Genomic DNA, 25,839 nt, shown 5'->3' on the forward strand with positions numbered 1-25,839 from the left:
TTTTCTTCCCTTCCTACTATCGCCTCCTTACTTTTGTGATATAATTGTTTTACCTTGGCGAATGGATAATTCTTTTCGTGCACCTGCAATTTGACAGGGGACGCCATTGCGCTATCTCATCATCGGTACGGGCATAGCCGGTCTTACGGCGGCCGAGACAATCAGGAAGCTTGACCCTGAAGGAAAGATACTGCTCTTTTCCGCCGAGAACTCTCCCCCCTATGCACGGTATCTTCTCCCCGAACTGCTGGCGCTCGAGAGAGACGCCGAGTCGCTGCGGTTGAGGAGGGATGATTTTTATCATAGGAACCAGCTTGAGCTTCACCTCGGCGAAGCGGTCGAGGATGTGGATTGCAGGAGTTCCACCCTTTCCACCGGCCGGAGGCGCTACAATTTCGACAGGTTGCTGCTCGCCACAGGCGCGCGGACGGTTCTGCCTCGCTCCCCCCTCTTGAACGCGAGAGGCGTCTTCATCCTGAGAAATCTGACGGACGCCTTGTTAATAGATGAATTCATTCGCAAGAAAAAGGTGAAGACGGCGGCGGTTATCGGGGCGGGTCTGGTCGGCCTGAAAATTGCCTCCGCACTCGACCGCAGGGGAATCGATGTCTCTATCGTAGAGAAGGAATCGCGAATCCTTTCGCGCGTTCTGGACGCTGAATCTCAGACTCCGGTGGCGAGGGTGTGCCGCGAGAACGGGCTCAAGCTTGTTCTGGCGGAACGTTTCAGGGAGTTCATCATCTCTGCCAGGAGCCGGCGCATAACTCATCTGGTCACCTATTCCGGATATTCGCTGGCCTGCGAAATGGCGATCTTCTGTCCGGGGATGGCGTCGAATAAAGAAATCGCGAAGGTGGCCGGGCTGAGAACAGGAAAAGGAATCAAAGTGGACCGATTTCTGCGCACGAGCGCCGAGAATATCTACGGAGCCGGCGATGCAATTGAAACGTTCAATGCCGCTACAGGAAAAACAGAATTCATGCCGTTGTGGATGAATGCGCTGCAGCAAGGCGGCATCGCCGGGGCGAACATGGCCGGAAGGCGCGTTGCCTATGAGGGCGCCGTCTGGCACAACACGCTTCAACTGTTCGGCCTGAACCTGGTCAGTCTCGGCCAAAATCATTCGGCAGATCGTGTACGCGGAGTGCGCGTTGTCAGCAGCGTCAAGAACCGGCGCGGGATCAGATTGTTTTATTCCGGCGACAAACTGATTGGGGCGACCGTGTTCGGGCATCCTGAAATGACTGATCTCTTGAAGAAAATCATCCTGCACCGTATCCCGTCATGGCGCCTGCGAGACCACCTGCTCAAAGCGAGACTCAGCCCATCCCTCCTCTTCGACTCTTTCGAGTCCTCCCGACAATCCGAATCGTGCATCAATCCGGCCGCTCTTGAGGAGTAAGCAAGGCGGCGCGCGGCGAGGTGAACTGCAGGATGATCAGGCCAACGAACATGGCCAGCGACCCAATGGGGAAAAGCAGGCGAAAGCCGAAGATGTCAATAAATGTTCCCGCCAGAATCGCCCCCAAAACCATCGGCAGCGAAATACTGAAAATGCTGAAGCCGACAAATTCCGCTGTTCTTTCAGGGGGAATCAAATCGAGCATATAGGCGTAGCCGACCCCGAGAACGGTGGCAAAGGGCAAGCCCGTCAAGCCGACCAGGATAACTGCCTGAGGCAATGTTCTCGAAAATCCGATAAACAATCCGAGAACGCCCCAAAGAGCAATCATTGCAGTCAATAGTTTTTTTCGTCCAACATGGTCGCCAAGGACTCCCAGCGGATACATGGAAAGGGTCGTCACAACGGTAAGCGCCATGGGGAGAAACATCGAATCGCCTTCAGTTACGCCCAGTTCTTCCACCGCAAACAAGGTAATAAAAGTCGAAACCATATAAAAGCCGAGCCACCAGAAGAACTGCGCGCTGTAATACTTCATTGCCTCAGTCTCCTGAATTATACCCGAAAGATATGAACTTATGCCGGAAGTCTGCTTCTGGGTCGACTCTATAGTAGCCGGCTCCTTTATCAACAGAACCACCGTAAGCATGGCGGTAAAGGTGACGATTCCAACCATGCGAAAAACTGCAACTGGATGAACATCCCATAGACGCGAACTGATCGCAAAAAAAATGATCAACCCCACGCTCCCCAATAGATGCACGATCCCGCTCGTTGTGCTCCGCTGCTCTACCGGCGTGATATCTGGCAGGAGGGAAAACAGCGGCGTCTCGGCACAGGCTATTACGAGATACAGGATAGCGGACAGAACAGCCACTGATGCAAATGTTTGCAGATGAGGGATGACAAACAGGCAAAGCAAAACGCCGGAGACACCAAACACCACGAAAGGCTTTCGGCGGCCAAACCGGGTCCAGGTGCGATCGCTTACGTGGCCGACTATGGGCGGCATAATGCAGCTTGCCAGGCCGGCAAAACCGAGCACCAGTGAAATGGAAAATTTCGATTCGGAAAAATTCTTCAGAAAAAGCGGCATGGGGCCGCCGTAGAAGGCCCAAAAGAAATTTGAGCCGAACCATCCGGCGCCGAGTATGAACATCGTGGAGAGCGAAATTTTTTGTGGATTCATGAAATGCGCGGCCGCACCCGGCTGAGAGATCGTCCCCGCGTACTGCTACAATTTCCCATTTGCCCTGAACCACGCGATGGCGCGGCCGATGCTATCGCGAATCGGGGTCTGCGGCATGCCGAGCTCGCGCACAGCCTTTGAACTGTCCCAGAAGGAATATTCACTGCCGACGCGGACCCATGCGGAAGTCGTCACCGGCGGTTTCTTCGTGACAGCGGACAGGAGTTCATACAGATAACCGGAGCTTACCGCAACCGAGCGGGGAATCCTGATGGAAGGCGATTTTCCGCCGCCTATTTGAGCGATCAAATCGAAGTATTCTTTTACCGAAACATTGGTATTGCCAAGGACATACTTTTCGCCCGGCTTTCCTTTCTCCATCGCCAGCACGTGTCCCTTTGCAGTGTCATCGATATCGGAAACATTAATGCCTCCGTCGACATATCCCGGCAGTTTTCCCTTGATAATATTAATGATGAGCTGTCCGTTCGGCGTTGGAGCTATGTCGCGCGGGCCGCACGGATTCGTCGGATTCACGATCACGACCGGCAGACCGCGGCGGAAGAAATCAAGCGCCACCTGCTCGGCCCGATATTTGGAAATGTAGTAATGATCCTTCGTGTGCCAGAGGTTGAACTGGACCGATTCAGTGGCTGGGCGGTCTTTTCCATGTGCTCCGAGAGCGGCCACCGAGCTGGTGTAGACTACCTTCTTGATCTTCTTTTGCCGGCACGCTTCGAGAACGGTCCGGGTCCCCTGCACGTTTACCCAATACATCAGCCGGGGGTCCGGTAGCCAGATGGCGTAAATGGCTGCAAGGTGGAACGCGCGATCGCAGCCGTCAAGGGCCGCAAGCACCGAGTGATAATCAGTGATATCACCATGGACGAGTTCTACGTCGAGCCCATCGAGATTGCGCAAATCATCTGTCGGCCTTACGAGCACCTTCACCTTGTTTTTGTTTCCCGACAGCAGTTCGCGGACAACAGCAGATCCGATATATCCTGAGCCTCCGGCAACCAGATACTTCATACGCTTTCCCCCAGTTTCATTACGCTTCATTCCTCATTCCTGCCGCTTCACATACTCATGATAGAGCGCCAGATTCTCCTTGAGCAGGTCGGGGATCGGCAAGTCGTAAGGACATTTCTCCACGCATTCCCCGCATTCGACACAATTCTCGACGCTTTCCATTGCAGCCTGCGCCATGGCGATGGCGGCGCCCGGCGCCAGTCGCCGATACATGGACTTGAAACTGAATACGCTCGGAATCAGAACCCCCTTCTCGCAGGGCATGCAGTATTCACAGCGGTGGCAGAACTTGATCCCCACTTCGGCCCGGATTCGCTCGATCTGCTTGTTGTCCTCTTCGTTTAGGGGTTTCGGGTTTCGATAAAGCTCAATGATCTCGTCAAGTTCCGCTTTCGCCTGGATGCCGGGGATGGGCACCACATTCGGATATTGCTGCAGGAATTTGAAACATAAATCCGCCCGCTCGAGCAGGCCGCCGCCGAGCGGTTTCATGCCGATGATCCCCATTTGCATTCCGGCGGCCACCTTGAACAGCTCGTCTGCTGGGTCGCGTTCGATGAAATTGAACGGGAACTGCAGCGTGTCGAAGTGGCCGCTGCGGCAGGCTTTGATTGCGGTCGAGATATTGTGCGAGCTGAGGCCGATGTGGCGGATCTTTCCGTCGGCGCGCGCCCCGGTCAGCGCCTCATACGCGCCGCCCGGCGCCATCACGTTCTCAAGTGTTTCATCATTTGCAATATTATGAAGTTGGTACAGATCAATACAATCCGTCCGCAGGTTTTCCAGGCTGTATGAGATGTGTTCCGCAGCGGTCTCGGCGTCGCGCGCGAGCGTTTTTGTGGCCAATACCACGTTCTCTCGAACACCCTCGAGCGCCTCTCCAATTTTCTTCTCGCTGTCGCCATAAACATTCGCGGTATCGAAAAACGTTATCCCGCTCTTATAACAATGACGCACTACCTCGACGGCTTCAACCATGTCGAGCCTGATGATCGGGATGCCGCCAAAGCCCAGCGCGGAGACCCTGAGGCCGGTTTTCCCCAACTGAATCTGTTTCATGAGTTACCCCCAAACCCGTACCGAAATGAACTTTTCAATCTTATCATACTTCGCCGAGTGCGCCAACACCGGGCTAATAGCCTAATTGGCGAAGCCTTCGGTCGGATATGCCGAAATGATGCGCCACTTCGTGCACGACTACTTTCTTTATCTCTTCGCGCAGCTCGCGATCAGATGAGCAACTTGATTGAATGGGAGCCTGAAAGAGCACTATCCGGTCGGGAAGCGCGCTGTAAGAGGTGGTCCTTTGTAAAAGGGGGATGCCCTCATAAACCCCCAGGAGCTCATATCGATTTTGCAGTCCCATCTCATCGAGCAGGTCGCGCGAAGGCCATTCCTCCACGACCACAAAGACATTGGTCATCGCCTCGGCTATCTCGCCGGGCAGCTCATCGAGGGCTTCGGCCACGATCTCTTCGAACTTTTTGCGGCTGATTTTCATGCTGATTATGCGACTAACATCTTTCCGATCAAAACGTTGATCCACAATTATTCCAACTGGGCTTCGAGCGGCGTGCATCCGGGTATGTTCATATCCGCGGCGACGCGCAGATGCTCGGGAATCATGCCGCCGGCATCCTCGAGTGCGCGCTCGGACATTCGTTTTACCACATCCTTCTTTCGGTCCGCAAGGTTGTTCGCAAGGTGGGGGTCCGCACGCAGGTCGAACAGCATGGGGCGCTCCCCCCAGAGGTAGGCGTTATACCAGTAATCGTGATCGCGGACCATGACGAACGGCCCCCAGCCGGTCGTGGCGTGATCGTATAACTGCTTTCCTTCCACAATTGCCGGTCGCAGGTCTTTTCCCTCCATCTCGTCGGGCGGCGAGAGATCGAGAGCCTTTAAAATTGTGGCAGGTATATCATGCTGATAACACAAAGCATTGCAGACTCTTCCGCCGGCGGTCCCATCCGGGTACCGGATCATCATCACCAGATCGGCGACTTCGCGGCTCATCGGATATCCCTGTTTCGAGACAATTCCGTGTTCACCCAGACAGTGGCCGTGATCGCTTACCACCACGATCAGCGTTTTCTCCAGCAATCGCAGTTCTCTTACCTTGGCGATGAACTTTCCCAGCCACAGATCGACCATGGTGACTTCGCCGGCATAATTGGCGCGCATCCGCTTCAATTCGCGTGCTGTCAACTGATTGACCGATCCGTACAATGAAAAGATCACCTCGCGCAGCCCGGGAACCTCTTCATCATCATACAACCGCCGGTAGTGAAGCGGCGGGTCCCACGGTTCGTGGGGGTCGAAACTCTCGATAGTGAGAAAGAAATTTTTTGCGTCGCGATTTGCGTCCAACCAATCCATCGCCGCCCCAAATACCTGCGGCGCAAAGTAATCTTCTTCACGCTTGCGATACTGAATGTTCGTCAGGTATTTCTCCAGCGCCATCTCGAGCTGCCATGCGTACAGAATGTTCTCGGGTGTGTGGTGCAAGATCAGGTCTTTGGACGGCAGGGGGCCGGACAGGTATGAATCAGATTCCTGGCCCCGAATCCACGTCCACTGGTCGAAGCCACGGTGGAAATTTTTTGAGGGCTTGAACTGATGATAGACGTCGCTGATCAAGCACGTCCGGTACCGGTACATCTGGAGGGTTTCAGCCAGCGTCTCTCTGTCTTCCTCGATTGGACCCCAGCCGGGGGAGAGACCGACGAAATCACCCTTCTGCGGCGAATGGTTCACGAATGGGAACACGCGGCGGCCGGTATAGATGCTGCGCCGACACGGAAGTGTCGGCAGCGACTCGGGATACATATTTGTGAAACGCACGCTCTCCCGCGCGAGCGCATCGAGATGCGGGGTCTTGATCCAGTTGTTTCCGTAACACCCGACGTGATCCTGGCGCAACGTGTCGAGGATGATCAATATCGCGTTCATCAATCCCTTCCTCCCGTACAGGCTAGAGACGATATTCGCTTCCAATATTTTGCCACTCATCATATCGTTCGCGCTGGATGAAGTCAATCACCGACCCGGCGGACAGTGGAGAATCTTGTGCAATTTATGATAATATGATTACCTTTCAGATCTAATATAACTCGTGCAGGCGAGCGCGGGGGCGGCGCAAAAAATATCCGCGTTCAAAAACAAATTCCTTTCCTGCGGTTGGATACTCGACGCAGGGACCCAGTTCGTTGCGCCCGCGGTTGCGATTATTCGAAAATTGTGTCAAAAGAGAGGCTTCTCCTCCTCAGATGGCTAGCTCAGGAAAGACAAAAAACGAGCTTCTCGCGGATGTGGAATCCCTTGGGAGGCAGGTCGCCGACTTAAAGCGTCAACTTGCCGATCAAAGCGCTGATGATACAGCGCAAGCGGCACGATTCCGGATCATCGAACAATTTCGACTTTTAGCGGATTCATTGCCGGTACTCGTCTCCTATGTGGATTCGAACCTGCGATATCGATTCAACAACAAGTGCTACGAAACGTGGTTCGGATACTCGCGCTCGGAAGTATATGGAAAACATGTGAAGGAAGTAATCGGGGAAGCCGGCTACGAGGCCGTACTTCCACATATTAATGCAGTTCTGTCGGGCCGGCAGGTGGATTTCGAAACTTCGATAATGTATGAGAAGGGCGATCGCCGAGAAGTATACTGCAACTACGTCCCAGACCTGATGGATGGCAAGGTGCGCGGATTCTTTGTGCTTGTTCAAGATATCACCGAGCGGAAGCACCACCAGAAAGTCCTGGAAAAAACCCTGCGCAGCCTCGCGGAGGCCCAGCGCATCGCCCACCTCGGAAATTGGGACTGGGATATCGAGCATAACGAGCTACTGTGGTCCGACGAGATCTACAGGATTTTCGGATTGACCCCGCAGCAATTCGGAGCCACCTACGAGGCGTTCCTGGATCGTGTGCACCCGCAAGACCGGGATTTTGTGAATCGGTGCGTCGATGAAGCCCTGCGCCGGCAGCAGCCTTACAGCATAGATCACCGCATTATCCGCCCCGATGGGAGCATCCGCATCGTTCATGAGCAGGCCGAAGTTTTCTTTAATCAGCAGGGCGAACCCAACCGGATGATTGGGACTGTTCAGGATGTGACCCAGGCGAAGCATGCCGAACAGGCCCTCCAGGAAAGGCTGCGGTTCGAGCATTTTCTGTCGGAGTTTTCCGCCGGCTTCATCAATTTACCGGTGGAAAAGGTTACCGAGGAACTCGAACACGGACTTCAGGGAATCGTCAGGCTGATGGACCTGGACCTCGGCGCCGTGCTGCAATACGTGGAGGGAAAGATCATTGTCACCCATTTCTGGGGGGTTGCGGGCGTCTCGTCATTGAACGGATTCGTGGTGAGCGATCGCCTGCCCTGGTTGAGCGACCAACTGCGCCGGGGACTTCTTCAGGCTTATGGACGCTTGCCCGACGATCTGCCGGAACAGGCGAAGGCTGAAAGGCGCTTCTGCGAAACAAGAGGATTCAAATCCATCATTTGTATTCCGCTGCAGGTCGGCGGCTCGATTCTGGGGGCCGTCTTGTTCGTCTGTTACTTGAAATATCGAGAGTGGCCAGCCGATCTGATACAGCGGCTGAAGCTTGTGGGCGAAATCTTCGCGACCGCGCTTATCCGCGAACAAAATGAAGAACACGCGCGTGGACTCAGAGCTGAACTCTCGCACGTCGCGCGGGTGGTCACTCTGGGTGAATTATCGGCCTCTCTGGCCCATGAACTGAATCAGCCGCTAACGGCGATCCTGATGAATGCGCAGGCTGCGCAACGGTTTCTTGCGGAGGAAACGCCGGATATCAAGGAACTTCGCGAGATTTTGAACGACATCATTACGGATGACAAACGCGCGGGAGAAATCATTCACAAACTCCGCACACTGCTGAAAAAGGATGAGCGAAAACTCGAGTCGATACAGTTCAATTTGATAGCGAGGGAGGTTATCGAACTTCTTCGCAATGATGCAATGCTTCGCGGCGTCACGCTTGATATGCAGATCGCTCCGGACTTGCCGGAGGTTCGCGGAGACCGGGTGCAGCTCCAGCAGGTTCTCATGAATCTCATCTTGAATGCCTCGGATGTCGTCGCAAGCCAGGAGCCGGATAATCGAAAAGTGATTGTCCGAACCGATCTGCATGATCCGGCAAACATCAAGGTCACGGTCGCAGATTCCGGCCCCGGACTGCCCGAGAATGCCCAGCGCCTTTTCGAGCCGTTCTATACGACAAAAGCCAATGGGCTGGGAATGGGGCTGGCCATCAGCAGGTCGATCGTCGAATCACACGGGGGCAGGATCTGGGCCGAAAATAATCCCGATCGCGGCGCCTGTTTCAGTTTCACCGTTCAGGTGGCGGTGGAGGAATAGATGAATGCGCAGCCAAAAGTATTTGTAGTTGACGATGATCCTTCCGTGCAGAAAGGGCTCGAGCGGCTCATGCGATCGGTCGGCCTGAAGACGGAAGCTTTCTCCACGGCACAGGACTTCTTGCTGAACGCTTCTTACGACGGGCCCTGCTGCCTGATTCTGGACATACGGATGCCCGGCCTCAGCGGACTTGAGCTTCAGGAGAGGCTTATTGCAAAAGAGATGTTGATGCCGATTATTTTCATTACCGGTCACGGCAATATCCCGATGAGCGTAAAAGCGATAAAGGCCGGAGCGGTCGATTTTCTCGAAAAACCCTTTGATGAACAAGTTCTGCTCGACGCTGTCCACAAAGCAATTGAAAAGCATAAATCCGCCCTGCGCGAGCACGCGGAATTGGCCGAAATCCAGAAAAGGTTGGATTCTCTCACCCCCCGCGAACGAGAAGTTTTCGGGCTGGTCGTCACCGGAATGCTCAACAAACAGATCGCATACGAGCTTTCTACAACAGAAAAAACTGTGAAGGTCCACCGCGCTCGCGTTATGCAGAAAATGCAGGCGCAGTCGCTTGCCGAACTCGTCCATCAGGCCGAAAAACTGCATCTCCCCCTCCAGAAGCCCAACTCGTATTAGACCAAAGTCCAATAGACACACCTCTTCCTCTGGGGTATCATCTATTCGAACTTATCAACCGCACCGCGTCATAGCGCGTTTGCCTTCTCAAGGCGCGGTCAACAAAGGGGCCCATGATGATTTCAAGAAACATATGCGTCATAGATGATGACGCATCAGTGCGAAAAGCTCTGGACCGGTTATTAAAGTCGGTCGGCTACGAAACCGAAATTTTCCCGTCGGCTGAAAGCTTCCTCGAACGCCCTCATTTCAGGGGAATCGACTGCCTCCTCCTGGATATCCAACTGCCCGGGATGAGCGGGATCGATTTGCAGAAACAGCTCACGAGCAGCGGCATGAATATACCGACGCTCCTCATGACCGCGCACGGAGACCCCACAATGCACGAGAAGGCTGCAAAGAGCGGCGTCGCAAATATCTTGCGAAAACCATTCGATAAGGCGATTTTGCTCGACGCTATGGATTCGATCTTCCAGAGCAAGACAAGAAGTTCCGAATTTCACGGTCAAGCCATTAGCCCAAACGATTGCGATTCTCAACCGCGCATCAGCGATAATCCATGAACAGTGAGACATCAAGGAAAGTGGAGGGACCGAAATGAAGACGAGGCAAAAAACAACCTGCCAGGAGAGAAGACGCACCTCGCATCGTTCACGTTCAACCGCGGCATGGAAGGAGTTCGCCGTCCCGAAGAGATCTGTTTCGGAAGATAGCCCTAATTTGGGGCACCTGTCTTCCGCGGCCGGGGAGAAATTTCAATCCGTCGACGATCCCGAATCCATTGCCGAACAAATTGACGTTCTTGATCCCGATATGCTGCTCGAAGAAAGCGAGGAGGACCAGTATCTTGATGCGGAGCAGGAGAAGGATGTCCCGGAAAGGCGGACTGCAAATGAAGATATGGTCCAATATTATTTCCGCGATATCGCAAAAATTCCATTGCTCTCGGCGCAGGAAACAATAAAACTCTTCTGCGAACTCCAATCCGCTTGCAAGAACAATCAGGAAGCCGACAGATTGAGGTTGAAGCAGACCCTCGTTCTTGCCAACTTGAGGCTTGTCGTTATGCTCGCCAAGAAATTCACAAGCTGCGGACTCCCGCTCCTCGACATCATTCAGGCGGGAAACATCGGGCTTATGAGAGCAGTCGACGGGTTCGACCCCAATTTGGGCTTCAAATTCAGCACATACGCTTCCCGATGGATACTGGCTTCGATCATCCGCATGATCTCAAACCAGGGACGCATAGTGAAGATTCCCGTAAATATCATTCCCACTCTCAGGAAAGTTGCAACGGTGAATCAAAAGCTCGAGAGAAAACTGGGACGCCAGCCAACCAGAAGTGAAGTGGCCGAAGTCATCGGCATGGACGGCGAATACATCCGGTCCATGGATAACATGCTGAAGGTCTCGATTTCTCTCGATCAGCCCCTGGATCAGGAAAACTCGAACACCATCCTGAGTCTGATGCAAAGTGACGCCTCGGACTCATCAATTGAAAAAAAGATAGACACGAAGTTGATCCGCGAACGCATTGATGAACTTTTCAAAGATCTCGATCCGCGCGAACAGAAAGTGCTCAAGCTGCGGTATGGACTCGAAGATGGAATACAGTATACGCAATCAGAAATCGCAAAACAGATGAATTTCTCGCGTCAGCGCGTCTCACAGCTTGAGAAGAGGGCGATCCTGCGCCTGCGCGCCTCCGGAGGGATTCACGCTCTCAGAAGTTACCTCAATTAAATATCCGCCCTTTGCACTTCTACCTCGATCGGTGAAGCGGAGTGTCCCGCGGCAAAAGAAACGGGAGCCGGCGGTGCAGGAGCGTGATTGTGAGCGTTCTCATAGTCTGCGGCTCGCCATCAACATTTACGGGTGATTCCTCGCGGAATTCAATATCAAGGGAAGGCAGTTGTTTGTAATACACGAACCGGCCTTCAGTCTCCCCCAAATGTGATAATTCCTGCGCCACCGCTTTCAGATCTCGCAAAAGAAACTCGCGCACAAACATCACATCGAGCAGTCCATCATCGATAGAGGCTTTCGGGGCGACCTCATATCCGCCCCCCGCCTGACGGCCGTTAGCCGCTGTCAATAACAAAATGCTCTCATGTGTCCCGCCCTCCGGCATTCTGATCGTCACCTCGTACGGTTGCAGCCGGACCGCCGTGATAAAGGCCGTTATCGAGTAGGCGCCGCCGCCAACGGCTTTCTTCATCGACGACGGCGTGCGCGCAGTCACTTCGGCCCCGAATCCCGCGGTTATCGTATTAATGAAAAAGCGATCGCTTGCCTTCCCCACGTCGATCATCAGCGGCATTCCTTCGGCAGAGAGGAGCAACGCCTCGAACGGATCCGGCGGTATCCCGCACCCTGAAGCGAAATCATTGGCAGTGCCCACCGGAAGAACGCCGACCGCGGTCTTTGGGAATTCATCCATCGTGAGAACGCCGTTGATTACCTCGCTGAGCAGGCCGTCGCCTCCGCCGGCAACCACAATTTCGATCCCGCTCCTTACTGCCTCACTCGCAAAACGAGCAGCGTCTCCGGGTTCCTGCGTGGTCTGTACCGTGAGGGAATGACCGCGTTGCCGGACGCGCTCGATCGCGTCTTTGATTGATGCATCAGCCGCGCTTTTTCCGTGCAGTATGACCAGCATAAGCCTCCGGCCACAGTTTCTAATCAACTATGTCATTCCCTATCCTTGACTGATCTTAATCTCGGTTATATACTGCGAAAGCGGCAATTCGCGAAATCAAACGGCATCGTGAACTGCGCGCGGAAATCTCCATTGTTCGTTTTGGTGGTGCATGAGGATAGGAAAAGCATTCAGATGAATCACGAAGTATGTCAGTTCCTGGAAAAATTGTTTTTGACCAATCAACTGAACCGGTTGCCGGTAGCTTACGGGGGCGATCGCATATTCGATGCGCCGCTTATCGGCGTCGCTCGCGGCGATGACCTCATCTTCGAGAAATTCAAGGAAGTAGTCGCGCCCGAACATCTCACGCCCGCCGAAATGTGGACGGCGAGCGGCCTGCCGAATGATTCCGGCCTTGCCGCGCGCCTTCGCATTCTCTCGATCGTTTTCCCGTATGTGAGGCTCATTCGGGAGGAGGGGAGAAAAGCCGAGGCCATGCCTGCCGAAATCTACTGCGTGGGCCGGAACTATGCGAATGAATTCATGAGAGATGTGCTGAAGCAGACGAAGGAATTCTTCGAACGCCGCGGCTATCGCGCCGTGGCCGGAATCACCAGTCCCGCGTTCAAGTTGATCACAAAAAGCGATCCGATGCGCGTGTATTCGGTCTGGTCAGAGCGGCATATAGCGTTCGCGGCCGGAATGGGCACATTCAGCCTGCACGAAGGACTAATCACCGAGGCCGGCTGCAACGTCAGGATCGCTTCGGTCATCACTGACATGCCGCTCCAAGTTACTCTGCGCAGAAGCGACGAGCCCTATGCCAACTGCCTGTATTACGCGAAGGGGACGTGCAGGGAGTGCGAGAAGCGGTGCCCCGCTGATGGCGCCATAACCGAAGCGGGTCATAACAAGTTCCCGTGCTGGGCTTTTGGGCGCGTCATCGAGAAGGAAATGACGGAGCGCCTCCAACCGATCCTCAAACCGCATCATCGCAGAGTCAATGATGCGGATACCTACTCATACCCGGTCGGCTGCGCGTTCTGCCAGTTCGGTGTCCCCTGCATGGACAGAAATCCCATGGCCGCCGCGCAGAGGAAGGAGATCGAGACGGGCCCGTAGCTTTTTTTTCGAGACCGCGTCATCCAACCCTTCTTTATTTGCCCGATCCCTGTCCTGCCCCGCGGGTTCTGCTCTTCTCTTGCCCGTCCTGCCGAACATGCGCGATCACCGCAAAATGCCGACTACAGGCTCGACGTCGGCAAACGCCCACGCGCGCTCGAAGCGCTCCCGGACCCGGGCGGCATCCTCAGTCTTTCCCTGGCGGCGCAGGCTTTCCGCAAGACCATACAAGGACCAACCGTTCTCGGGATTCCGGCGCAGGTCCTCCCGGTAAACCCGCTCTGCGTCAGCCGGACGGCCCGCCTCGAGCAGGACCGCTCCCAGCGATTGTCTTACGGGATAATACCAATCGGGCGGCTCGATGTAGGTTTGCTCATCTTCCGATCGGACGGCCGCCTGCAGGTGCTGAATGGCGCTCTCGTGGTCCCCGGCAGTGGCCGCGAGCTCACCGGTCAGGACTTCAGATGCGATACCAAGAATTGAGCCGACAGTATTCACGTCCCACACCTTTTGTTTCATTACAACCGGATTTGCCGCTATCGTATCGAGTTGCTCCAACTCAGCGGCGGCCTTTTCCGACTGCCCCTTCGCAATGAAAGCCATCCCCCGCGCATAATGCCATACCCCGACGGAATACAGGAGGTCGTCCGCGGGTTTCGATTCCGCCAGAATTTCATCCCACTTGCCAAAGCGGACGGAATTGTAGAGCGGCATGAGAGAGAAGTGCTGCATGAGCGGGCCCATCGCGGCGTGGCGAAACATTGTCTTGTCCACACGGGCTGTCTCGCGGGCCGCCTCGGTCGCAAGCGCGCTGCGTCCCTTCATAGTAGCGGCATACCAGAGGAAATGCGAATTGTGCGGCATATACGCCAGCGGATAGAGCCCCTGAGCGTGGCACTCGGCGATGTAGACCTGATCCATCGATAGCGCCCGCAAGTTCGCGAGCGATGCATCATGGTAGCGGCCGATGCGGATGTATGTGTGTGAGGGCATGTGGGCCAAATGGCTGGTGCCCGGAACCAGTTTGCTCAGCCGATCGGCGGCCGCCTCCCCCTTCTGCGGCTCGGAGGAGGCCTCGGTGGCGTGAATATAGAAATGAAGCGCCCCCTGGTGCTCGGGCGCCCGATCCAGGACCGACTCAAGCGTCGTCAGGATTTCAGGCGTCCACGGGTGAGGAGTCCCCTCTTTGGTCCAATAGTTCCACGGGTGAAGGTCCAACAGTGATTCGGCAAAAAGCGACGCGATGTCGACGTCCTCCGGGTACCGTTTTGCAACCTCACGCATGGCGTCCGCGTACGCCGCGTCAAGCGGACTCCTGTCCTTCGGTGGAGTTTCGGCGTAACGCTTCGCGAGCGCGTTGATCAAAGCCCTCTCCTTTTCGGCGGCCTGAGGCGCCAGCTCAAGGGCCTTCTGAATCGCTTCATTCGCCTTCGGGACTGCCTCCGGCGCCATCGGCGCATTGATGTTTGGACCCAGGACAAGAGCGATTCCCCAATAACACATGGCGCAATCCGGGTCCAGCCGCGCAGCCTCCCGGAATGACCGCTCCGCCTCGGCATGATTGAATCCGTAGGAGAGGAGCAGTCCCTGGTCGAAGAACCGCTGGGCCTCGGGCGAATCCGTCGATATCGGATAATGGTGGCGTCCCATTCCCTTCAGGAGCGGCGCCAGCCTCTCGGATTCTTGTGCAAAGGCCGGCACGGCAAAACTCATCGCAAAAACGACGAGTAAAATTCGGCATATCATCTTATGCTTCATTTGTAATTTCCCTCCAATTTTCAATTCTTGGCCAGTGATTGCAATGCCACAGGCTCACCCAAAAACTTCACCTTATCACATAAATATGACCGACAAATTCCCCAAAAGCCAGTTCCGCGAGTCATTCCCGATGTCTTTGGCGGGAGTGAGGCGGGACGCAACACGATGGGACACTTGTCATGTGAATGTCCTTGGCGGAAATCCGGCCACCCGGCTAAAGATGATCATACCGGAAGCAATGATGAGGCATGAAGGGATTTGCAACCAAACCGGTGAAGCCATCACCAAAAACCCCAATGCATGTTCCCGGGGAATTGTACATTGACCTCAATTTTGGTAGGCTATGTGTATTACGCAGTCACTGCTGTCAAAGATAATTCCTATATGGTCTATTCACGTAATTCGTCGAATTCAAGCAATTCGTGTTCCATCTGTTTGTAAGACATTTGTGGTCAAGGAGGAAAAAGATCGATGGCAATGGTTTCAGGTGGAATTCTCGCAGCAAGGATGCTCAAAGCCGAAGGTGTAGATTATATATTCAGTCTGGTGGGAGGACACATTTACGCTCTTTATGACGCGTGCCGGGATGCCGGGATAAAAATTGTGGATGTCCGCCACGAAGAGGCGGCGGCCCACATGGCGGAAGGCTTTTCTTTGGTCACGGGAAAGCCGGGCGTATGTGTCGTCACGGCGGGACCGGGATTCACGAATATGATAACAGGTGTGGCCGCCGCCGCCGTCGCCAATAGCCCCATTATCTGCCTGGCCGGCCACAGCGGCATTCGCGAATATGATACAGGAGCGCTTCAGGACCTCAATCAGATCGACATTATCAAGCCCCTGACCAAGCTCTCGCGTACCGTTTACCAGACCGAGCGCATTCCGGAATATATGGCAATGGCCTTTCGTCATTGTCTCGCGGGCCGGCCGGGACCGGTCTACCTGGAGATCCCGCTCGATGTCTTCTACAATCAGGTGGATGAATCCGGTGTGGAGATGCCTGAGCGCTACAGAACGCAAACGCGCCCGGCCGGCGACCCTGCCGAAATTGAGAAAGCGCTGGCTTTGCTCCAACAGGCGAAGAGGCCGCTCGTGGTGGCCGGCAGTGGAGTATGGTGGTCTCAGGCCCACAAAGAGCTTCAGGCATTCGTCGAAAAATCCGGAATCCCCGCCTTCACGCGCAACAACGGCCGGGGCGCCATATCGGACAAACACCCGCTGTGCTTCGGCGTTTCAGCGCTGGCCGGTTTGTTCAAAGCGGATGTCGCTTTGATCATAGGCACTCAACTCAATAACACATTGGCGTACGGAAAATTCCCGCCGGAACTCAAGGTCATCCAGGTGGACATAGAGCCCTCGGTCATCGGGCATAATCGCGCAATCGACGTCGGCATCATCGGTGACGCGAAGAACGTACTTCGCCAGCTTACAGATGGCATTGAACAACGCTCATATGACGTATGGGTCGAAACCCTGCGGCAGGCGAAGGCCAAGCGCGCCGAGCGAAATCGGCCGTTCATGGAATCCGATAAAATTCCGATTCACCCTCTGAGGCTGTGCCGCGAGTTGACGAACTTCATCGATGAGGACACCATTGTCTGCATAGATGGCGGAGATATCTCCGTCTTTGGAAGCATGGTGCTGCCGGCCTGCACGCCCGCCCAGCATCTTGCCAACGGCGCCTCCAGCTTTGGCTGCCTCGGTGTCGGGCTTCCCTATGGGCTCGCGGCGAAACTGGCCAGGCCGGAGAAGAAAGTGCTTGTGCTTTGCGGAGACGGCAGCTTCGGATTCAACGCGATGGAATTCGATACCGCTCTCCGGCATAACCTGCCGATTGTCTGCGTTATCGGCAATGACGGATGCTGGGGCATGATGAGACATGGGGCGGAAGCAGTCGTCGGGGCCGACCGCATTGTGGGTTGTGATTTGCCGCTTCGAAAGTATCACAAGGTCGTCGAGGCGCTCGGCGGGCACGGCGAATTGGTGGAACGTCCGTCGGACATCAGGCCGGCGATAGAGCGCGCATTCGCCTCTGGCAAGCCCGCGTGCGTCAATGTGCTGACCGACATAAAAGTGAGCCCGCAAAAACCAGCCGGCGATGCAGAGTTTGGGGCATGACACCCCGAAACGGCCGGAAACAAGAATATTGAACCGCCCGACCATGCCTGTCACGCGCTTCCCATGATCACGCCCTTCGCGTGAAGTCTCTCTTCATCCCCTCGCCCGTCTCTTTGTCACTCTGAGCGAAGGCGAAGAATCTCTCTCTTCTTCAAATCCAAAGATTAACAATCCTTAATGGCCTTTTCCTAAGGCCTAATGCCTCCAGTCTAAAGCGTGCTGTTCCGAGCCTAACGTCTCCGGGCCAAAAGCCTGCCTTCCCGGCGTCCGGATGAAGAAGTGCTTCCAGATTATAAAGCAATGTCTTAACATCGGCTACTAAGCGAAAAGCAGAGATGCGACCCCATCGGATTATCAATTGGATTTGCGCTCGCGTCGTAAGCCGCGTTCTCTCAATTGTGTTTTCGTTCCTTTTGTGATATATTGATAAGCAGGAAAGCGAATTGTCTCAGAGACCTTCCATTTCAGCCATCCATCACTTTCCGCAGTTCATCCCGTACCGGCGCCGCCTTCAGGACGCAGGAAAGGGCAGCAAATTGAAAGAGTGCATTTCATTCTGGAGTACTCCCCCTGGAGCAGGCAAATATATGCTCCACTTCTCGCCTAACGGCGAGCGCCACTCTATTCTCAGTTACAGCAAAACTTCTTTTCAGCGCCGCATTCATATCTTTTATTAACCTTGCCCGGCGAGGTTGGCAAATGGGATGTTCTGTCCTCGCCTTCACGATGCAAGAAGACCTGATTGCAAGAAAAGGGAGCCGCGGACCGAGATGCTCTGGTTCGAGTCGCGGCCTTACAAAGGAGGTGGCGCCGTGTTGCTTGAGGACGAAAGAAAAAGAATACTCATCGCCGATGATAACAAGGATCTCCTGACTCTCATGCAGTCGATTCTCGAATTCGCGGGATTCCTGGTCCAAACGGCGGAAGATGGCGAGGAGGCACTGGATCAAGTCAAGAAGGTCCACTATGATCTGCTGGTCCTGGGTGTCGTCATGCCGAGAGTTGACGGCATCAAGCTTTTGCAACTGGTGAGAACCCGCAAAGAATACGCCTCAGTCCCAATTATCTTCATTACCTGCTCGAGCTGGAAACAGGGGACGAAACACCCGAGAGAAATGTCCTGCAAGTTGGAAGGATTCAGAAAGCCCTTCAAGAACAAGGCGTTCCTCAAGATGGTGACGGCGCTCCTCGGCAGTGAACAGGAAGAGGCGCGCTATAATTAGTGGCGTCATCCGGAAAGACTTGAGAGAGCCTTATGAGATTCTTCAAATGGCGGCACAAGCCGCCTGCGAAAAGGAAAAAAGAAGAGACCACCCCTGTCACGCCAGCCATGCCCGACTTCAAAATGTTGTTTCTTTCACTGCCTGATATAGTCAAACCAACCACCGTGCCAACCGAAGATGCAACGGCTGCCGCTCCTTCTTCCAAAGCGCGCGTCGCCGCCGCCAGATGCTCGGCCGAAAGCGAAGCTAAGGCGGCAACCTCCAGAGAAAAGGTAAACATGGTTCACGCCAGAATTCAAACGGCTATCCAGAAACACAAGGAAATTGTCTGGCTTCTTCAAGCAGACAAAGAGATTCTCCACGGATCATTGAACGATCTGTTCAAGAGTCTCCGGAACCTGGAAAATAGCAATTCCTGCAAAGGAATATCCGTGAATTATGTTTCCGACGGGAAATTGCGTGAGATTTCGCCGCTGACCGAGCAGGACCTCGCAGGGCTGGCCCGAAAATGTGAAACGGAAAAGAGTCAGGGACGAATATCCTCCCAATAGAGAGAACGGCTAAAACGTTGGTTAGAGACGACTGATGAGGCGTTCCCTTGCGCCGCTCACGGCGTTCGTCACGATAGTGAGAGCCCCGCTGAGCTCGAATGTGAACGCGACGGAGGAATGCGGCCGCACAGCCTTCCACGCCTCTATTATTTGTCTCTTGTCTTACCTGTAGACTGTGGACCGTGAACGGACTCTGGACGAGCAACTGACTTACAACCGGCAGGATCTCTTCCACTGCTGAAAACGTTCTTCCCGCTGGGAGGCGTTCCAGCGAGGCTCGAAGATTCGGTCTGTTGTGCGAAGGGTGCTCGTTGACCACGGTTCCCACAGGCCGCACGACTCGCCTGCCAGCAGCGCGGCTCCGTATGCGGTGGCTTCCAGCGGCTGTATTCGTTCCACCGGCAATCCGAAAACGTCAGCATGTTGCTGCATCAGGAAATCGTTAGCCGCGGCGCCGCCATCCACCCTCAAAGAACTCGGCTTCGGCAAACCGGCATCAAGATAAATCCGCTCGACCATTTCCTTCACCCGAAACGAAACCCCCTCTATCGCCGCTCGCACGAGGTGGGCCGCTGTGGCGCCCAGATAGAGCCCGCCGAACGTGCCACGCCGTTCGGGAACAATGTGCGGAGTGCCGAGTCCCTGGAGACTCGGCAAAAAGAAGACTCCGTTGCTGTCGGCGACGCTTGCGGCGACGGCCGACGCCTGCGCCGGATTTTCGAGCAATCCCAACTGCGTCAGCCAACTGAAGACCGCGCCTGCGGTAATCACCATGCCTTCAACGCAGTAGGGACGATGCTCGCCGCGCCGCCATAAAACCAGCGGATATGAGCCCGAGGCCATTTTCAATTCTTCGCCGGTATTGACATCGCAGGTGGCCGATGTGCCGAACGTAATCTTTCCATCGCCCTTGGAGAGGCACCCCTGCGCATACGCCGCGCTCTGCTGATCGCCGATGATAGCCCCGATCATGACCTCCGCTCCGAAAGCCCGGCGCGAGGTGAAGCCAAGTTGTCCCGCCGAATCCACGATGCGAGGGAAGAACTTGATGTCAAGTCCCTGGATTTTCAGGAGGTCGCTCTGCCACTCCCATTTCTCCATGTAATCATAGTAGCCGGTCGCAACGGCATTGGTCAGATCGGTAATGTGAACGGCGCCGCCGCTCAGCCGCCACGCGAGGAAACTGTCAACGTTGCCCCACGCAAGCTCGTTTCGCCGCATCCTCTCAAAACCGTCCGGAATGGCTCTTAAAATCTGTTCCATTTTTGCCGCCGGAGTAACCGAAGCGGCTGTAATGAATCCAAGGTCCTGAAGCTCGACGGCGCGCGCCGCGCCCCGTTGATCCTGCCAGCTTACGGCGGGGGAGAGGGGGCGTCCGGTGGCCCGCTCCCAGACAATGGTCGTGGAGCGCTGGCCGGTAATTCCGATTGCGCTGAGGTCGCCCACTCTGATGCCCACTCTTTCAAGCGCCTGATGTATCGTCTTCTCAGCGACCAACCACATCTCCTCCGGGTCCTGCTCCACATATCCGGCCGCCGGGAAACTACGCTTGAACTGGTTTGCGCACACGCTGAGGACGCGGCCGTCGTCTCCTACGACCATGCTTCTGACACTCGTGGTGCCCGCGTCGATTGAGAGGACCGATTTACTCATTCGGTATCAATACCCCCGGATTCATGAAGTTCGTCGGATCGAGAGCATGTTTGATGCTGCGGAGAAGCTCGACGCCCGTCGCGCCCAATTCGCGCCGCATCCAATCGCGCCGCAGCCGGCCGATGCCGTGGTGATGCGATATTCCGCCGCCGTTCGCGGCCGTCGCTTCCAATGTTCTCCGCCAGCACTCTTCGTAGGTGCGCGCCATGTCTTTCGAATCGTCCGGCCGAGCCGCAAAAGTAAAATAAAGGTTGATGCCCGAGCGGTAGGCGTGGGAACTGTGAGCCGATGCATTGAGGATGTTCTCAACTTCGCTGAGCGAGGCCACAACATCCCGATAAATAGGACGGATCCGATCCCACGTTGCGGCAATCTCAATCGTGTCCAGAATGACGCCCTTCTTCAAGAAGCTCTCAAAGGTCGGCACCTCGTTCCGCTCCGCCATCCATTTCTCGCCTGCCGCCACAGGACCGGCTTCGCCATGCGCCTCCGCAGCCAGCGCGGCGCATGCCGCCTTCTCAGTTTCGACTCTCGCGGCCGGCCCTTCGTGCACAAGCAACAATAATGCGCCGTCCCCTTTGGCCTGATCCGGAAACAGGCGCCACGCTTCCGACGTGTCATACTGCCGCATCACCGGCGGAGTCCATCCCGACTGAATGATGGCGCGTTGAAGATCAAAACCGGCATCCATATTGGGCAAATAATACACGCTGTAATCCCGTTTCTCGGGTTGCCATCGCACGGAGAAAGTGACGGATGTGATGACGCCTAACGTTCCCTCGCTGCCGAGAAACAACTGGCGCAGATCGGGTCCGGTCGAGGCTCGCGGAGTCAATCGTGTTTCCAAAACTTTTCCGTTCGGCAAGACCACTTCGAGACCCAGCAGGATATCTTCGATGTTGCCGTAGGCGGTCGAGAACTGGCCCGCGGAGCGCGTGGCCACCCATCCGCCGACCGAGCTCACATCCATTGACTGAGGATAATGGCCGAGCATCAAGCCCCGCTTGGCAAGCGCCGCCTCGGCGTCAGCCCCTCGAAGGCCGGCCTCAAAAGTTGCGAGCAGATTGTCGACGTCGATCCGGAGAACCCGATTCATGGAACTCATATCCAGAAGAACGGTGGCGGGATCAACCTTTATTCCGCCGCACACGCCCGAACCGAGCCCAAACGGCACGAGCGGCGTCGAGGTCTCGCGGCAGGCGTTGACGACGCTTATAACATCTTTTGTTTCAGTCGGCTGAACAATGCATGCCGGCCGCGGCGCCCCGCGATCCTGCAGGTCCTCGAGTTGGCTCAACACCCAGTAATCATGCCTCCGGTCGTTGAGCAACTGCGAGTTGGTGATAACTTTTCCCGCGCCCACTTCCTGTTTCAGTTTCTCGATAATAGATGATGGCATTTGCCGCTCCTTCATTGGTTCCCTGTCTCCGCACGAGCCTTCAGCTCTTCCGCATGCAGATTTCGACATCGCTCGATCTGCCGCATCTGCTCATCTTCCGACCACCCCATCAACGCGCTCATATGCTCCGCCGCCCTAATAAGTGCGCTGGGCGGGCCGACGTCGAACCGGGCGCGAGCGCTCCGCCGGAACCAGTAGTCTTCCAGAGTCAACGCGCCTTCGCATTCCACCGCGTGCCGCACCTCGCCTGCAGGGCCGGCATCTTTCGAAGATATTTCAAGAGCCTCGGCGCCATACAGCCGGGCCGCGCGCTCCGAGTCGGCGGGATTCAAACCCAAAGACTCGAGTTGCGAGCGCAGTTTCTCCGGCCCTCCCGCGAAATCTCCGCCGGGCAGAGGCTCCTCAGCCGTCGGCGGCGGATTCGACTTTCGCTGCAGCCGTTTCTCACACAGATTCACTACCCGCTCAGCCATCGAGCGATAACTCGTCAGCTTGCCGCCGGCAACGCTCAGCACTCCGCCGGGTCCTTCCATCGTCTCATGTCTTCGTGATATCTCGGATGGGCTCTTTCCTTCCGCGCCTAAAAGAGGTCTCAAGCCCGCCCACGCCGAAACAACATCATTGCCAGTAAGCGGCTCAATGTCGAACATCGCGCTGGCCGGCAACAACAGATAGTCGAAATCCTCGCTCGTTATCCCGGGCCAATATTCGGCTTGAGGATAAAAAGTGTCAGTCGTACCGATATACACAAAACAATCCCTCGGTACCGCAAAGATCGAGCGCCGGTCGGGCGTCGCCATGATAACCGTATTGTCGAGGGGCAACCGCTCGCGCCGGACAACCAGGTGGATTCCTTTCGTCAACTGGAGCTTCTTCTTCGCCGCCGCATCCTCGAGCCGTCGAATGGCGTCCACCCACGGTCCGGCGGCATTCACCACAACTCGAGCGCGCACGCGTGCCGCGTCATCCTCTCCGGGCAAAGCGGCCTGGACTATCGCCCCCGCCGCCTTTCCGCCCTCCAGCAACAGGGTCTCGACCCTGGCGTATGTGTCCACGCAAGCGCCATGAGACGCCGCGCTGCGCGCATTGGCAAGAGTAAGTCGGAAATCGTCTGTCACATACTCAGGATACACAACGGCTCCGATCAGCTTGCCTGAACGCACGCGCGGCTCCCGCGCGTGTAATTCAGCCTGATCCCAAACTTCATGCGCCTCCTCGGGAGCGACGCCGCCCAGCTTCTCGTAGGCAACCATGGCCGCCACCATCTTCGCCTGGTCCGTCTTGCCGCGAAGCGGAATGATCATCGGCATGGTCTGAGCCAGATGAGGAGCGATTGCGCGAACGGCACGCCGTTCAACCGCGGCTTCCTTTACCACGAACAGATCGCCTTGCGCCAGATAGCGGAGGCCGCCATGAATAAGCTTCGATGACCGGCTCGATGTGCCCGCTCCGATATCGGCCCTGTCAACCAGCGCAACGCTCAGGCCCCGCATCGCGGCGTCCCGAGCTATGCCGCAGCCGGTAATTCCGGCCCCTATCACCAGCACATCAAAAACCTGTTCCTCCAACCGGCCAAAACTCTTGCGCCTGTCTCTCAAATCCAAGGCATGCGTTTTCATTTTAAGGTTCACACCCTGCTATGAATCCGAACGTAAATCATTGCTCGATGCCCGGATCTTGGAGTGACAGGCGTCGAGCCACCGCGAAAACGAGTATATCATGGAATGGTGAGTTTTTATATAAAAGGCTGGATCAGCCGGCATGTATGAAAGAAACCTCTTGACAGACTCACAAGCGTGTGATATATATTAGTACCAACCGGTCAGTACTAAAACCTTAGGAGATCATGACCAGTAAAGAAAAAATACTCGAGGAAACGACGAAACTCATTCATGCCAAAGGATTTAACAATACCAGCATCCAAGATATCCTCGACGCCTCCTCCGTGAGCAAAAGCAACTTTTACTACCATTTCAAAACAAAAGAGGAACTCGGTTTCGAGGTGCTCGCCCTGCGAATACAGCAGTTTTACGATTTCGCCGTGCGGCCGGCCCTGGAAAACGATCTGAAACCGCCGGAACGGATAGACGCATTCCTCGACCGGCTCCTTGCTATCGGCCTTTCTCCTCAGGGCGAGCTCGGCTGTCCCTTCGGGAATCTTGCTCAGGAGATGAGCGCCGTCCATGAGCCGCTTCGCAAGGCATTGAGCGACTTCTTTCACGCCGGCGCCGAATTGGTCGAGCAATGTTTCGAGGAGGGGAAGCGACAGGGCGATTTCAAGGAATCACTGCCGTCAAAGCAGCTTTCGGAATTCGTTCTCGCGCAGATGCAGGGCGCGTTCCTCTTGAGAAAGACGCACAAGGATCCGAAAGTGATCGAGCGGAATGTCTCCTTGCTGCGAGATGTTATTAAGGGTTGGAGGACTTAGGGTCGAAGCTCGATGTATGATTGCGCTGCAAATGCCCCTTTTTCTGATTCAATTCTGTCGTGGTAGGTGCGAATTTATTCGCACTTTCAAGACCGTCCGAATGAATTCGGTCCTACCAACAGGGGGGCAGCGGAATCAAGGTTTAAAGCTCAAAATTCAAATGAAGTGAAAAGCGGACGAACGTCACACGAAGCGGAGGGTAACATGAGCAAAGACAGCTACCGGAAATTAGCGGAACATCTCGATGCAATGCCGCAGGGATTTCCAAAGACCGAGAGCGGCGTCGAGTTGAAGATCCTGAAGAAAGTGTTCACCGAGCAGGAGGCCGAGATCGCATCGCAAATGAAATTGATTCCCGAATCGGCCCAGCAAGTGGCCGAGCGGTTGGGACGCAATCCCGAAGAAATGGGGCACCTGCTCGAGACGATGACCTCGAAGGGCCAGCTCATGGGGATGGGGCCGAAAGAATATCGCATGTACAGCGCGTTCCCGTTTCTTGTCGGAATCCACGAGTTCCAGCTTGCGCGCGTCGATAAGGAATATGCCGCGCTGTTCGAGCAATATCTCGAGGAAGCGCTTGCCGAAAAGCTGGGGCAGGTCGCGCCGTCGCAGGTGCGCGTGTATCCGGTCGAAGAGGCGATCCCGAATCAACTGAATATTCTTCCGTTCGAGAAGGTAACGAGCATGATCGAGAAGGCGCAGTCGTGGGCGATATCCGACTGCATCTGCCGAAAGGAAATGACCCTTCTCGACAAAGGCTGCGGCAAGACAATGAACAACTGCATTGCTTTCTCACCCTCCCCTGATGCGTTCGATATCGAATATCGCGGCGCCCGGAAAGCCACGAAGCAGGAAGTGCTCGATTTGTTGAAGAAAGCCGAAGAAGAGGGGCTGGTGCATAATTCCTGGAACATTCAGGACGATCATATGTTCGTCTGCAACTGCTGTACGTGCTGCTGCGCGATTCTGCGCGGCGTCAAGATGGCGAAATCGCCGCATTTCCTGGCGAAATCGAATTATCTCGCGCAGATCGATGCGGACACTTGCGTCGCGTGCGGCGTATGCGCCGATGAACGCTGCCCGATGGGCGCCATCGAATCGCGCGGCGAATATTTTGAAGTCAACCCCGAGCGCTGCATCGGCTGCGGCGTATGCGTGGTCACGTGTCCGAGCGGCGCGCTCTCGCTCCAGCGCAAACCCGAAAGTCAGATCGATCTGCCGCCCGAAAACATGATCTCGTGGACCATGCAGAAAGCGCAGATTACCGGCCGAACAATGGAAGGACTGATCTAATTCTGGA

At 55.5% G+C, this 25,839-nt stretch carries 22 protein-coding genes; 12 read left to right on the forward strand and 10 right to left on the reverse strand.

Translation table 11 applies throughout. The features are described 5' to 3' along the window. Positions 1-106 precede the first annotated feature (106 nt). Entirely contained in the window at positions 107-1,402 is a 1,296-nt protein-coding gene (locus C4520_13915; GenBank protein RJP18686.1) for a hypothetical protein, read from the forward strand. On the opposite strand, the gene C4520_13920 is transcribed toward C4520_13915, so the two are convergent. The 5 genes from C4520_13920 to C4520_13940 all read right to left on the reverse strand — a co-directional run bounded on the left by C4520_13920 (position 1,377) and on the right by C4520_13940 (position 6,638). Beyond that, positions 1,377-2,591, reverse strand: coding sequence for an MFS transporter (locus C4520_13920; GenBank protein RJP18687.1), 1,215 nt, complete (start codon positions 2,589-2,591; stop codon positions 1,377-1,379). The two genes, C4520_13915 and C4520_13920, sit on opposite strands and share 26 nt — an antisense overlap. A gap of 45 nt (positions 2,592-2,636) precedes the next feature. Then, the gene (locus C4520_13925; GenBank protein RJP18688.1) at positions 2,637-3,623 is read right to left on the reverse strand and encodes an NAD-dependent epimerase/dehydratase family protein; all 987 of its coding nucleotides are present in this window, start codon (positions 3,621-3,623) and stop codon (positions 2,637-2,639) included. 33 nt (positions 3,624-3,656) lie between these two features. Further along, on the reverse strand, positions 3,657-4,682 hold the full coding sequence (locus tag C4520_13930; GenBank protein ID RJP18689.1) for an aldo/keto reductase: 1,026 nt from the start codon (positions 4,680-4,682) through the stop codon (positions 3,657-3,659). A gap of 73 nt (positions 4,683-4,755) precedes the next feature. Continuing rightward, on the reverse strand, positions 4,756-5,124 hold the full coding sequence (locus C4520_13935) for a metallopeptidase family protein (GenBank protein RJP18690.1): 369 nt from the start codon (positions 5,122-5,124) through the stop codon (positions 4,756-4,758). 47 nt (positions 5,125-5,171) lie between these two features. Further along, on the reverse strand, positions 5,172-6,638 hold the full coding sequence (locus C4520_13940) for a sulfatase (protein ID RJP18691.1): 1,467 nt from the start codon (positions 6,636-6,638) through the stop codon (positions 5,172-5,174). 254 nt (positions 6,639-6,892) lie between these two features. On the opposite strand from C4520_13940, the gene C4520_13945 reads away from it, so the two are divergent. The 4 genes from C4520_13945 to C4520_13960 all read left to right on the forward strand — a co-directional run bounded on the left by C4520_13945 (position 6,893) and on the right by C4520_13960 (position 11,389). Beyond that, positions 6,893-9,013, forward strand: a complete 2,121-nt coding sequence (locus tag C4520_13945; protein ID RJP18692.1) for a PAS domain S-box protein — start codon at positions 6,893-6,895, stop codon at positions 9,011-9,013. Continuing rightward, positions 9,014-9,646, forward strand: a complete 633-nt coding sequence (locus tag C4520_13950) for a DNA-binding response regulator (protein ID RJP18693.1) — start codon at positions 9,014-9,016, stop codon at positions 9,644-9,646. A gap of 113 nt (positions 9,647-9,759) precedes the next feature. After that, on the forward strand, positions 9,760-10,209 hold the full coding sequence (locus C4520_13955) for a response regulator (protein ID RJP18694.1): 450 nt from the start codon (positions 9,760-9,762) through the stop codon (positions 10,207-10,209). Between the two features lie 34 nt (positions 10,210-10,243). Continuing rightward, positions 10,244-11,389 carry an RNA polymerase sigma factor RpoD/SigA gene (locus tag C4520_13960; protein RJP18695.1) on the forward strand — a complete coding sequence of 382 codons (1,146 nt, stop codon included), beginning with the start codon at positions 10,244-10,246 and terminating at the stop codon, positions 11,387-11,389. A gap of 19 nt (positions 11,390-11,408) precedes the next feature. Here the strand turns inward: C4520_13960 and yegS are convergent, their stop codons facing one another. Next, positions 11,409-12,305, reverse strand: coding sequence for a lipid kinase YegS (yegS, locus tag C4520_13965; GenBank protein RJP18696.1), 897 nt, complete (start codon positions 12,303-12,305; stop codon positions 11,409-11,411). Positions 12,306-12,437: 132 nt separating this feature from the next. On the opposite strand from yegS, the gene C4520_13970 reads away from it, so the two are divergent. Continuing rightward, positions 12,438-13,409 carry a hypothetical protein gene (locus C4520_13970; protein ID RJP18697.1) on the forward strand — a complete coding sequence of 324 codons (972 nt, stop codon included), beginning with the start codon at positions 12,438-12,440 and terminating at the stop codon, positions 13,407-13,409. A gap of 105 nt (positions 13,410-13,514) precedes the next feature. On the opposite strand, the gene C4520_13975 is transcribed toward C4520_13970, so the two are convergent. Continuing rightward, positions 13,515-15,167 (reverse strand): hypothetical protein, encoded by a 1,653-nt coding sequence (locus C4520_13975; protein ID RJP18698.1) that lies wholly within the window; start codon positions 15,165-15,167, stop codon positions 13,515-13,517. A gap of 471 nt (positions 15,168-15,638) precedes the next feature. On the opposite strand from C4520_13975, the gene C4520_13980 reads away from it, so the two are divergent. The 4 genes from C4520_13980 to C4520_13995 all read left to right on the forward strand — a co-directional run bounded on the left by C4520_13980 (position 15,639) and on the right by C4520_13995 (position 19,059). Then, entirely contained in the window at positions 15,639-17,285 is a 1,647-nt protein-coding gene (locus C4520_13980) for a thiamine pyrophosphate-binding protein (protein ID RJP18699.1), read from the forward strand. 443 nt (positions 17,286-17,728) lie between these two features. Further along, positions 17,729-17,962 carry a hypothetical protein gene (locus C4520_13985; protein RJP18700.1) on the forward strand — a complete coding sequence of 78 codons (234 nt, stop codon included), beginning with the start codon at positions 17,729-17,731 and terminating at the stop codon, positions 17,960-17,962. Positions 17,963-17,989: 27 nt separating this feature from the next. Continuing rightward, entirely contained in the window at positions 17,990-18,508 is a 519-nt protein-coding gene (locus C4520_13990; GenBank protein ID RJP18701.1) for a response regulator, read from the forward strand. Positions 18,509-18,540: 32 nt separating this feature from the next. Then, positions 18,541-19,059 (forward strand): hypothetical protein, encoded by a 519-nt coding sequence (locus C4520_13995; GenBank protein RJP18702.1) that lies wholly within the window; start codon positions 18,541-18,543, stop codon positions 19,057-19,059. A 210-nt stretch (positions 19,060-19,269) separates the two neighbouring features. Here C4520_13995 and C4520_14000 read toward each other — a convergent pair whose 3' ends face one another. The 3 genes from C4520_14000 to C4520_14010 are packed head-to-tail and all read right to left on the reverse strand — an operon-like array spanning position 19,270 to position 23,730. Beyond that, positions 19,270-20,712, reverse strand: coding sequence for a glycerol kinase (locus tag C4520_14000; GenBank protein RJP18703.1), 1,443 nt, complete (start codon positions 20,710-20,712; stop codon positions 19,270-19,272). Further along, the gene (locus C4520_14005) at positions 20,705-22,180 is read right to left on the reverse strand and encodes an FAD-binding oxidoreductase (protein ID RJP18704.1); all 1,476 of its coding nucleotides are present in this window, start codon (positions 22,178-22,180) and stop codon (positions 20,705-20,707) included. Before C4520_14005 ends, C4520_14000 begins: the two co-directional genes overlap by 8 nt. Next, on the reverse strand, positions 22,123-23,730 hold the full coding sequence (locus C4520_14010) for a glycerol-3-phosphate dehydrogenase/oxidase (GenBank protein ID RJP18705.1): 1,608 nt from the start codon (positions 23,728-23,730) through the stop codon (positions 22,123-22,125). Before C4520_14010 ends, C4520_14005 begins: the two co-directional genes overlap by 58 nt. Positions 23,731-23,957: 227 nt before the next feature. Here C4520_14010 and C4520_14015 point away from each other — a divergent pair, with 227 nt between their 5' ends. Then, complete coding sequence (locus tag C4520_14015) at positions 23,958-24,539, forward strand: TetR/AcrR family transcriptional regulator (GenBank protein RJP18706.1); 582 nt, start codon at positions 23,958-23,960, stop codon at positions 24,537-24,539. A 204-nt stretch (positions 24,540-24,743) separates the two neighbouring features. Continuing rightward, complete coding sequence (locus C4520_14020) at positions 24,744-25,832, forward strand: 4Fe-4S dicluster domain-containing protein (protein ID RJP18707.1); 1,089 nt, start codon at positions 24,744-24,746, stop codon at positions 25,830-25,832. The last annotated feature ends 7 nt before the right edge of the window (positions 25,833-25,839 follow it).

Source organism: Candidatus Abyssobacteria bacterium SURF_5 (genome assembly GCA_003598085.1).
GTDB lineage: Bacteria > Abyssobacteria > SURF-5 > SURF-5 > SURF-5 > SURF-5.

What these genes read in the sequence shown, in the direction of transcription:
- C4520_13920 (RJP18687.1), bottom strand. Translation starts at nt 2,591, where the DNA reads ATGAATCCACAAAAAATTTCGCTCTCCACGATGTTCATACTCGGCGCC.
- C4520_13925 (RJP18688.1), bottom strand. Translation starts at nt 3,623, where the DNA reads ATGAAGTATCTGGTTGCCGGAGGCTCAGGATATATCGGATCTGCTGTT.
- C4520_13930 (RJP18689.1), bottom strand. Translation starts at nt 4,682, where the DNA reads ATGAAACAGATTCAGTTGGGGAAAACCGGCCTCAGGGTCTCCGCGCTG.
- C4520_13935 (RJP18690.1), bottom strand. Translation starts at nt 5,124, where the DNA reads ATGAAAATCAGCCGCAAAAAGTTCGAAGAGATCGTGGCCGAAGCCCTC.
- C4520_13940 (RJP18691.1), bottom strand. Translation starts at nt 6,638, where the DNA reads ATGATGAGTGGCAAAATATTGGAAGCGAATATCGTCTCTAGCCTGTAC.
- C4520_13945 (RJP18692.1), top strand. Translation starts at nt 6,893, where the DNA reads ATGGCTAGCTCAGGAAAGACAAAAAACGAGCTTCTCGCGGATGTGGAA.
- C4520_13950 (RJP18693.1), top strand. Translation starts at nt 9,014, where the DNA reads ATGAATGCGCAGCCAAAAGTATTTGTAGTTGACGATGATCCTTCCGTG.
- C4520_13955 (RJP18694.1), top strand. Translation starts at nt 9,760, where the DNA reads ATGATGATTTCAAGAAACATATGCGTCATAGATGATGACGCATCAGTG.
- C4520_13960 (RJP18695.1), top strand. Translation starts at nt 10,244, where the DNA reads ATGAAGACGAGGCAAAAAACAACCTGCCAGGAGAGAAGACGCACCTCG.
- yegS (RJP18696.1), bottom strand. Translation starts at nt 12,305, where the DNA reads ATGCTGGTCATACTGCACGGAAAAAGCGCGGCTGATGCATCAATCAAA.
- C4520_13975 (RJP18698.1), bottom strand. Translation starts at nt 15,167, where the DNA reads ATGAAGCATAAGATGATATGCCGAATTTTACTCGTCGTTTTTGCGATG.
- C4520_13980 (RJP18699.1), top strand. Translation starts at nt 15,639, where the DNA reads ATGGCAATGGTTTCAGGTGGAATTCTCGCAGCAAGGATGCTCAAAGCC.
- C4520_13990 (RJP18701.1), top strand. Translation starts at nt 17,990, where the DNA reads ATGTTCTGTCCTCGCCTTCACGATGCAAGAAGACCTGATTGCAAGAAA.
- C4520_13995 (RJP18702.1), top strand. Translation starts at nt 18,541, where the DNA reads ATGAGATTCTTCAAATGGCGGCACAAGCCGCCTGCGAAAAGGAAAAAA.
- C4520_14000 (RJP18703.1), bottom strand. Translation starts at nt 20,712, where the DNA reads ATGAGTAAATCGGTCCTCTCAATCGACGCGGGCACCACGAGTGTCAGA.
- C4520_14005 (RJP18704.1), bottom strand. Translation starts at nt 22,180, where the DNA reads ATGTCGAAATCTGCATGCGGAAGAGCTGAAGGCTCGTGCGGAGACAGG.
- C4520_14010 (RJP18705.1), bottom strand. Translation starts at nt 23,730, where the DNA reads ATGAAAACGCATGCCTTGGATTTGAGAGACAGGCGCAAGAGTTTTGGC.
- C4520_14015 (RJP18706.1), top strand. Translation starts at nt 23,958, where the DNA reads ATGACCAGTAAAGAAAAAATACTCGAGGAAACGACGAAACTCATTCAT.
- C4520_14020 (RJP18707.1), top strand. Translation starts at nt 24,744, where the DNA reads ATGAGCAAAGACAGCTACCGGAAATTAGCGGAACATCTCGATGCAATG.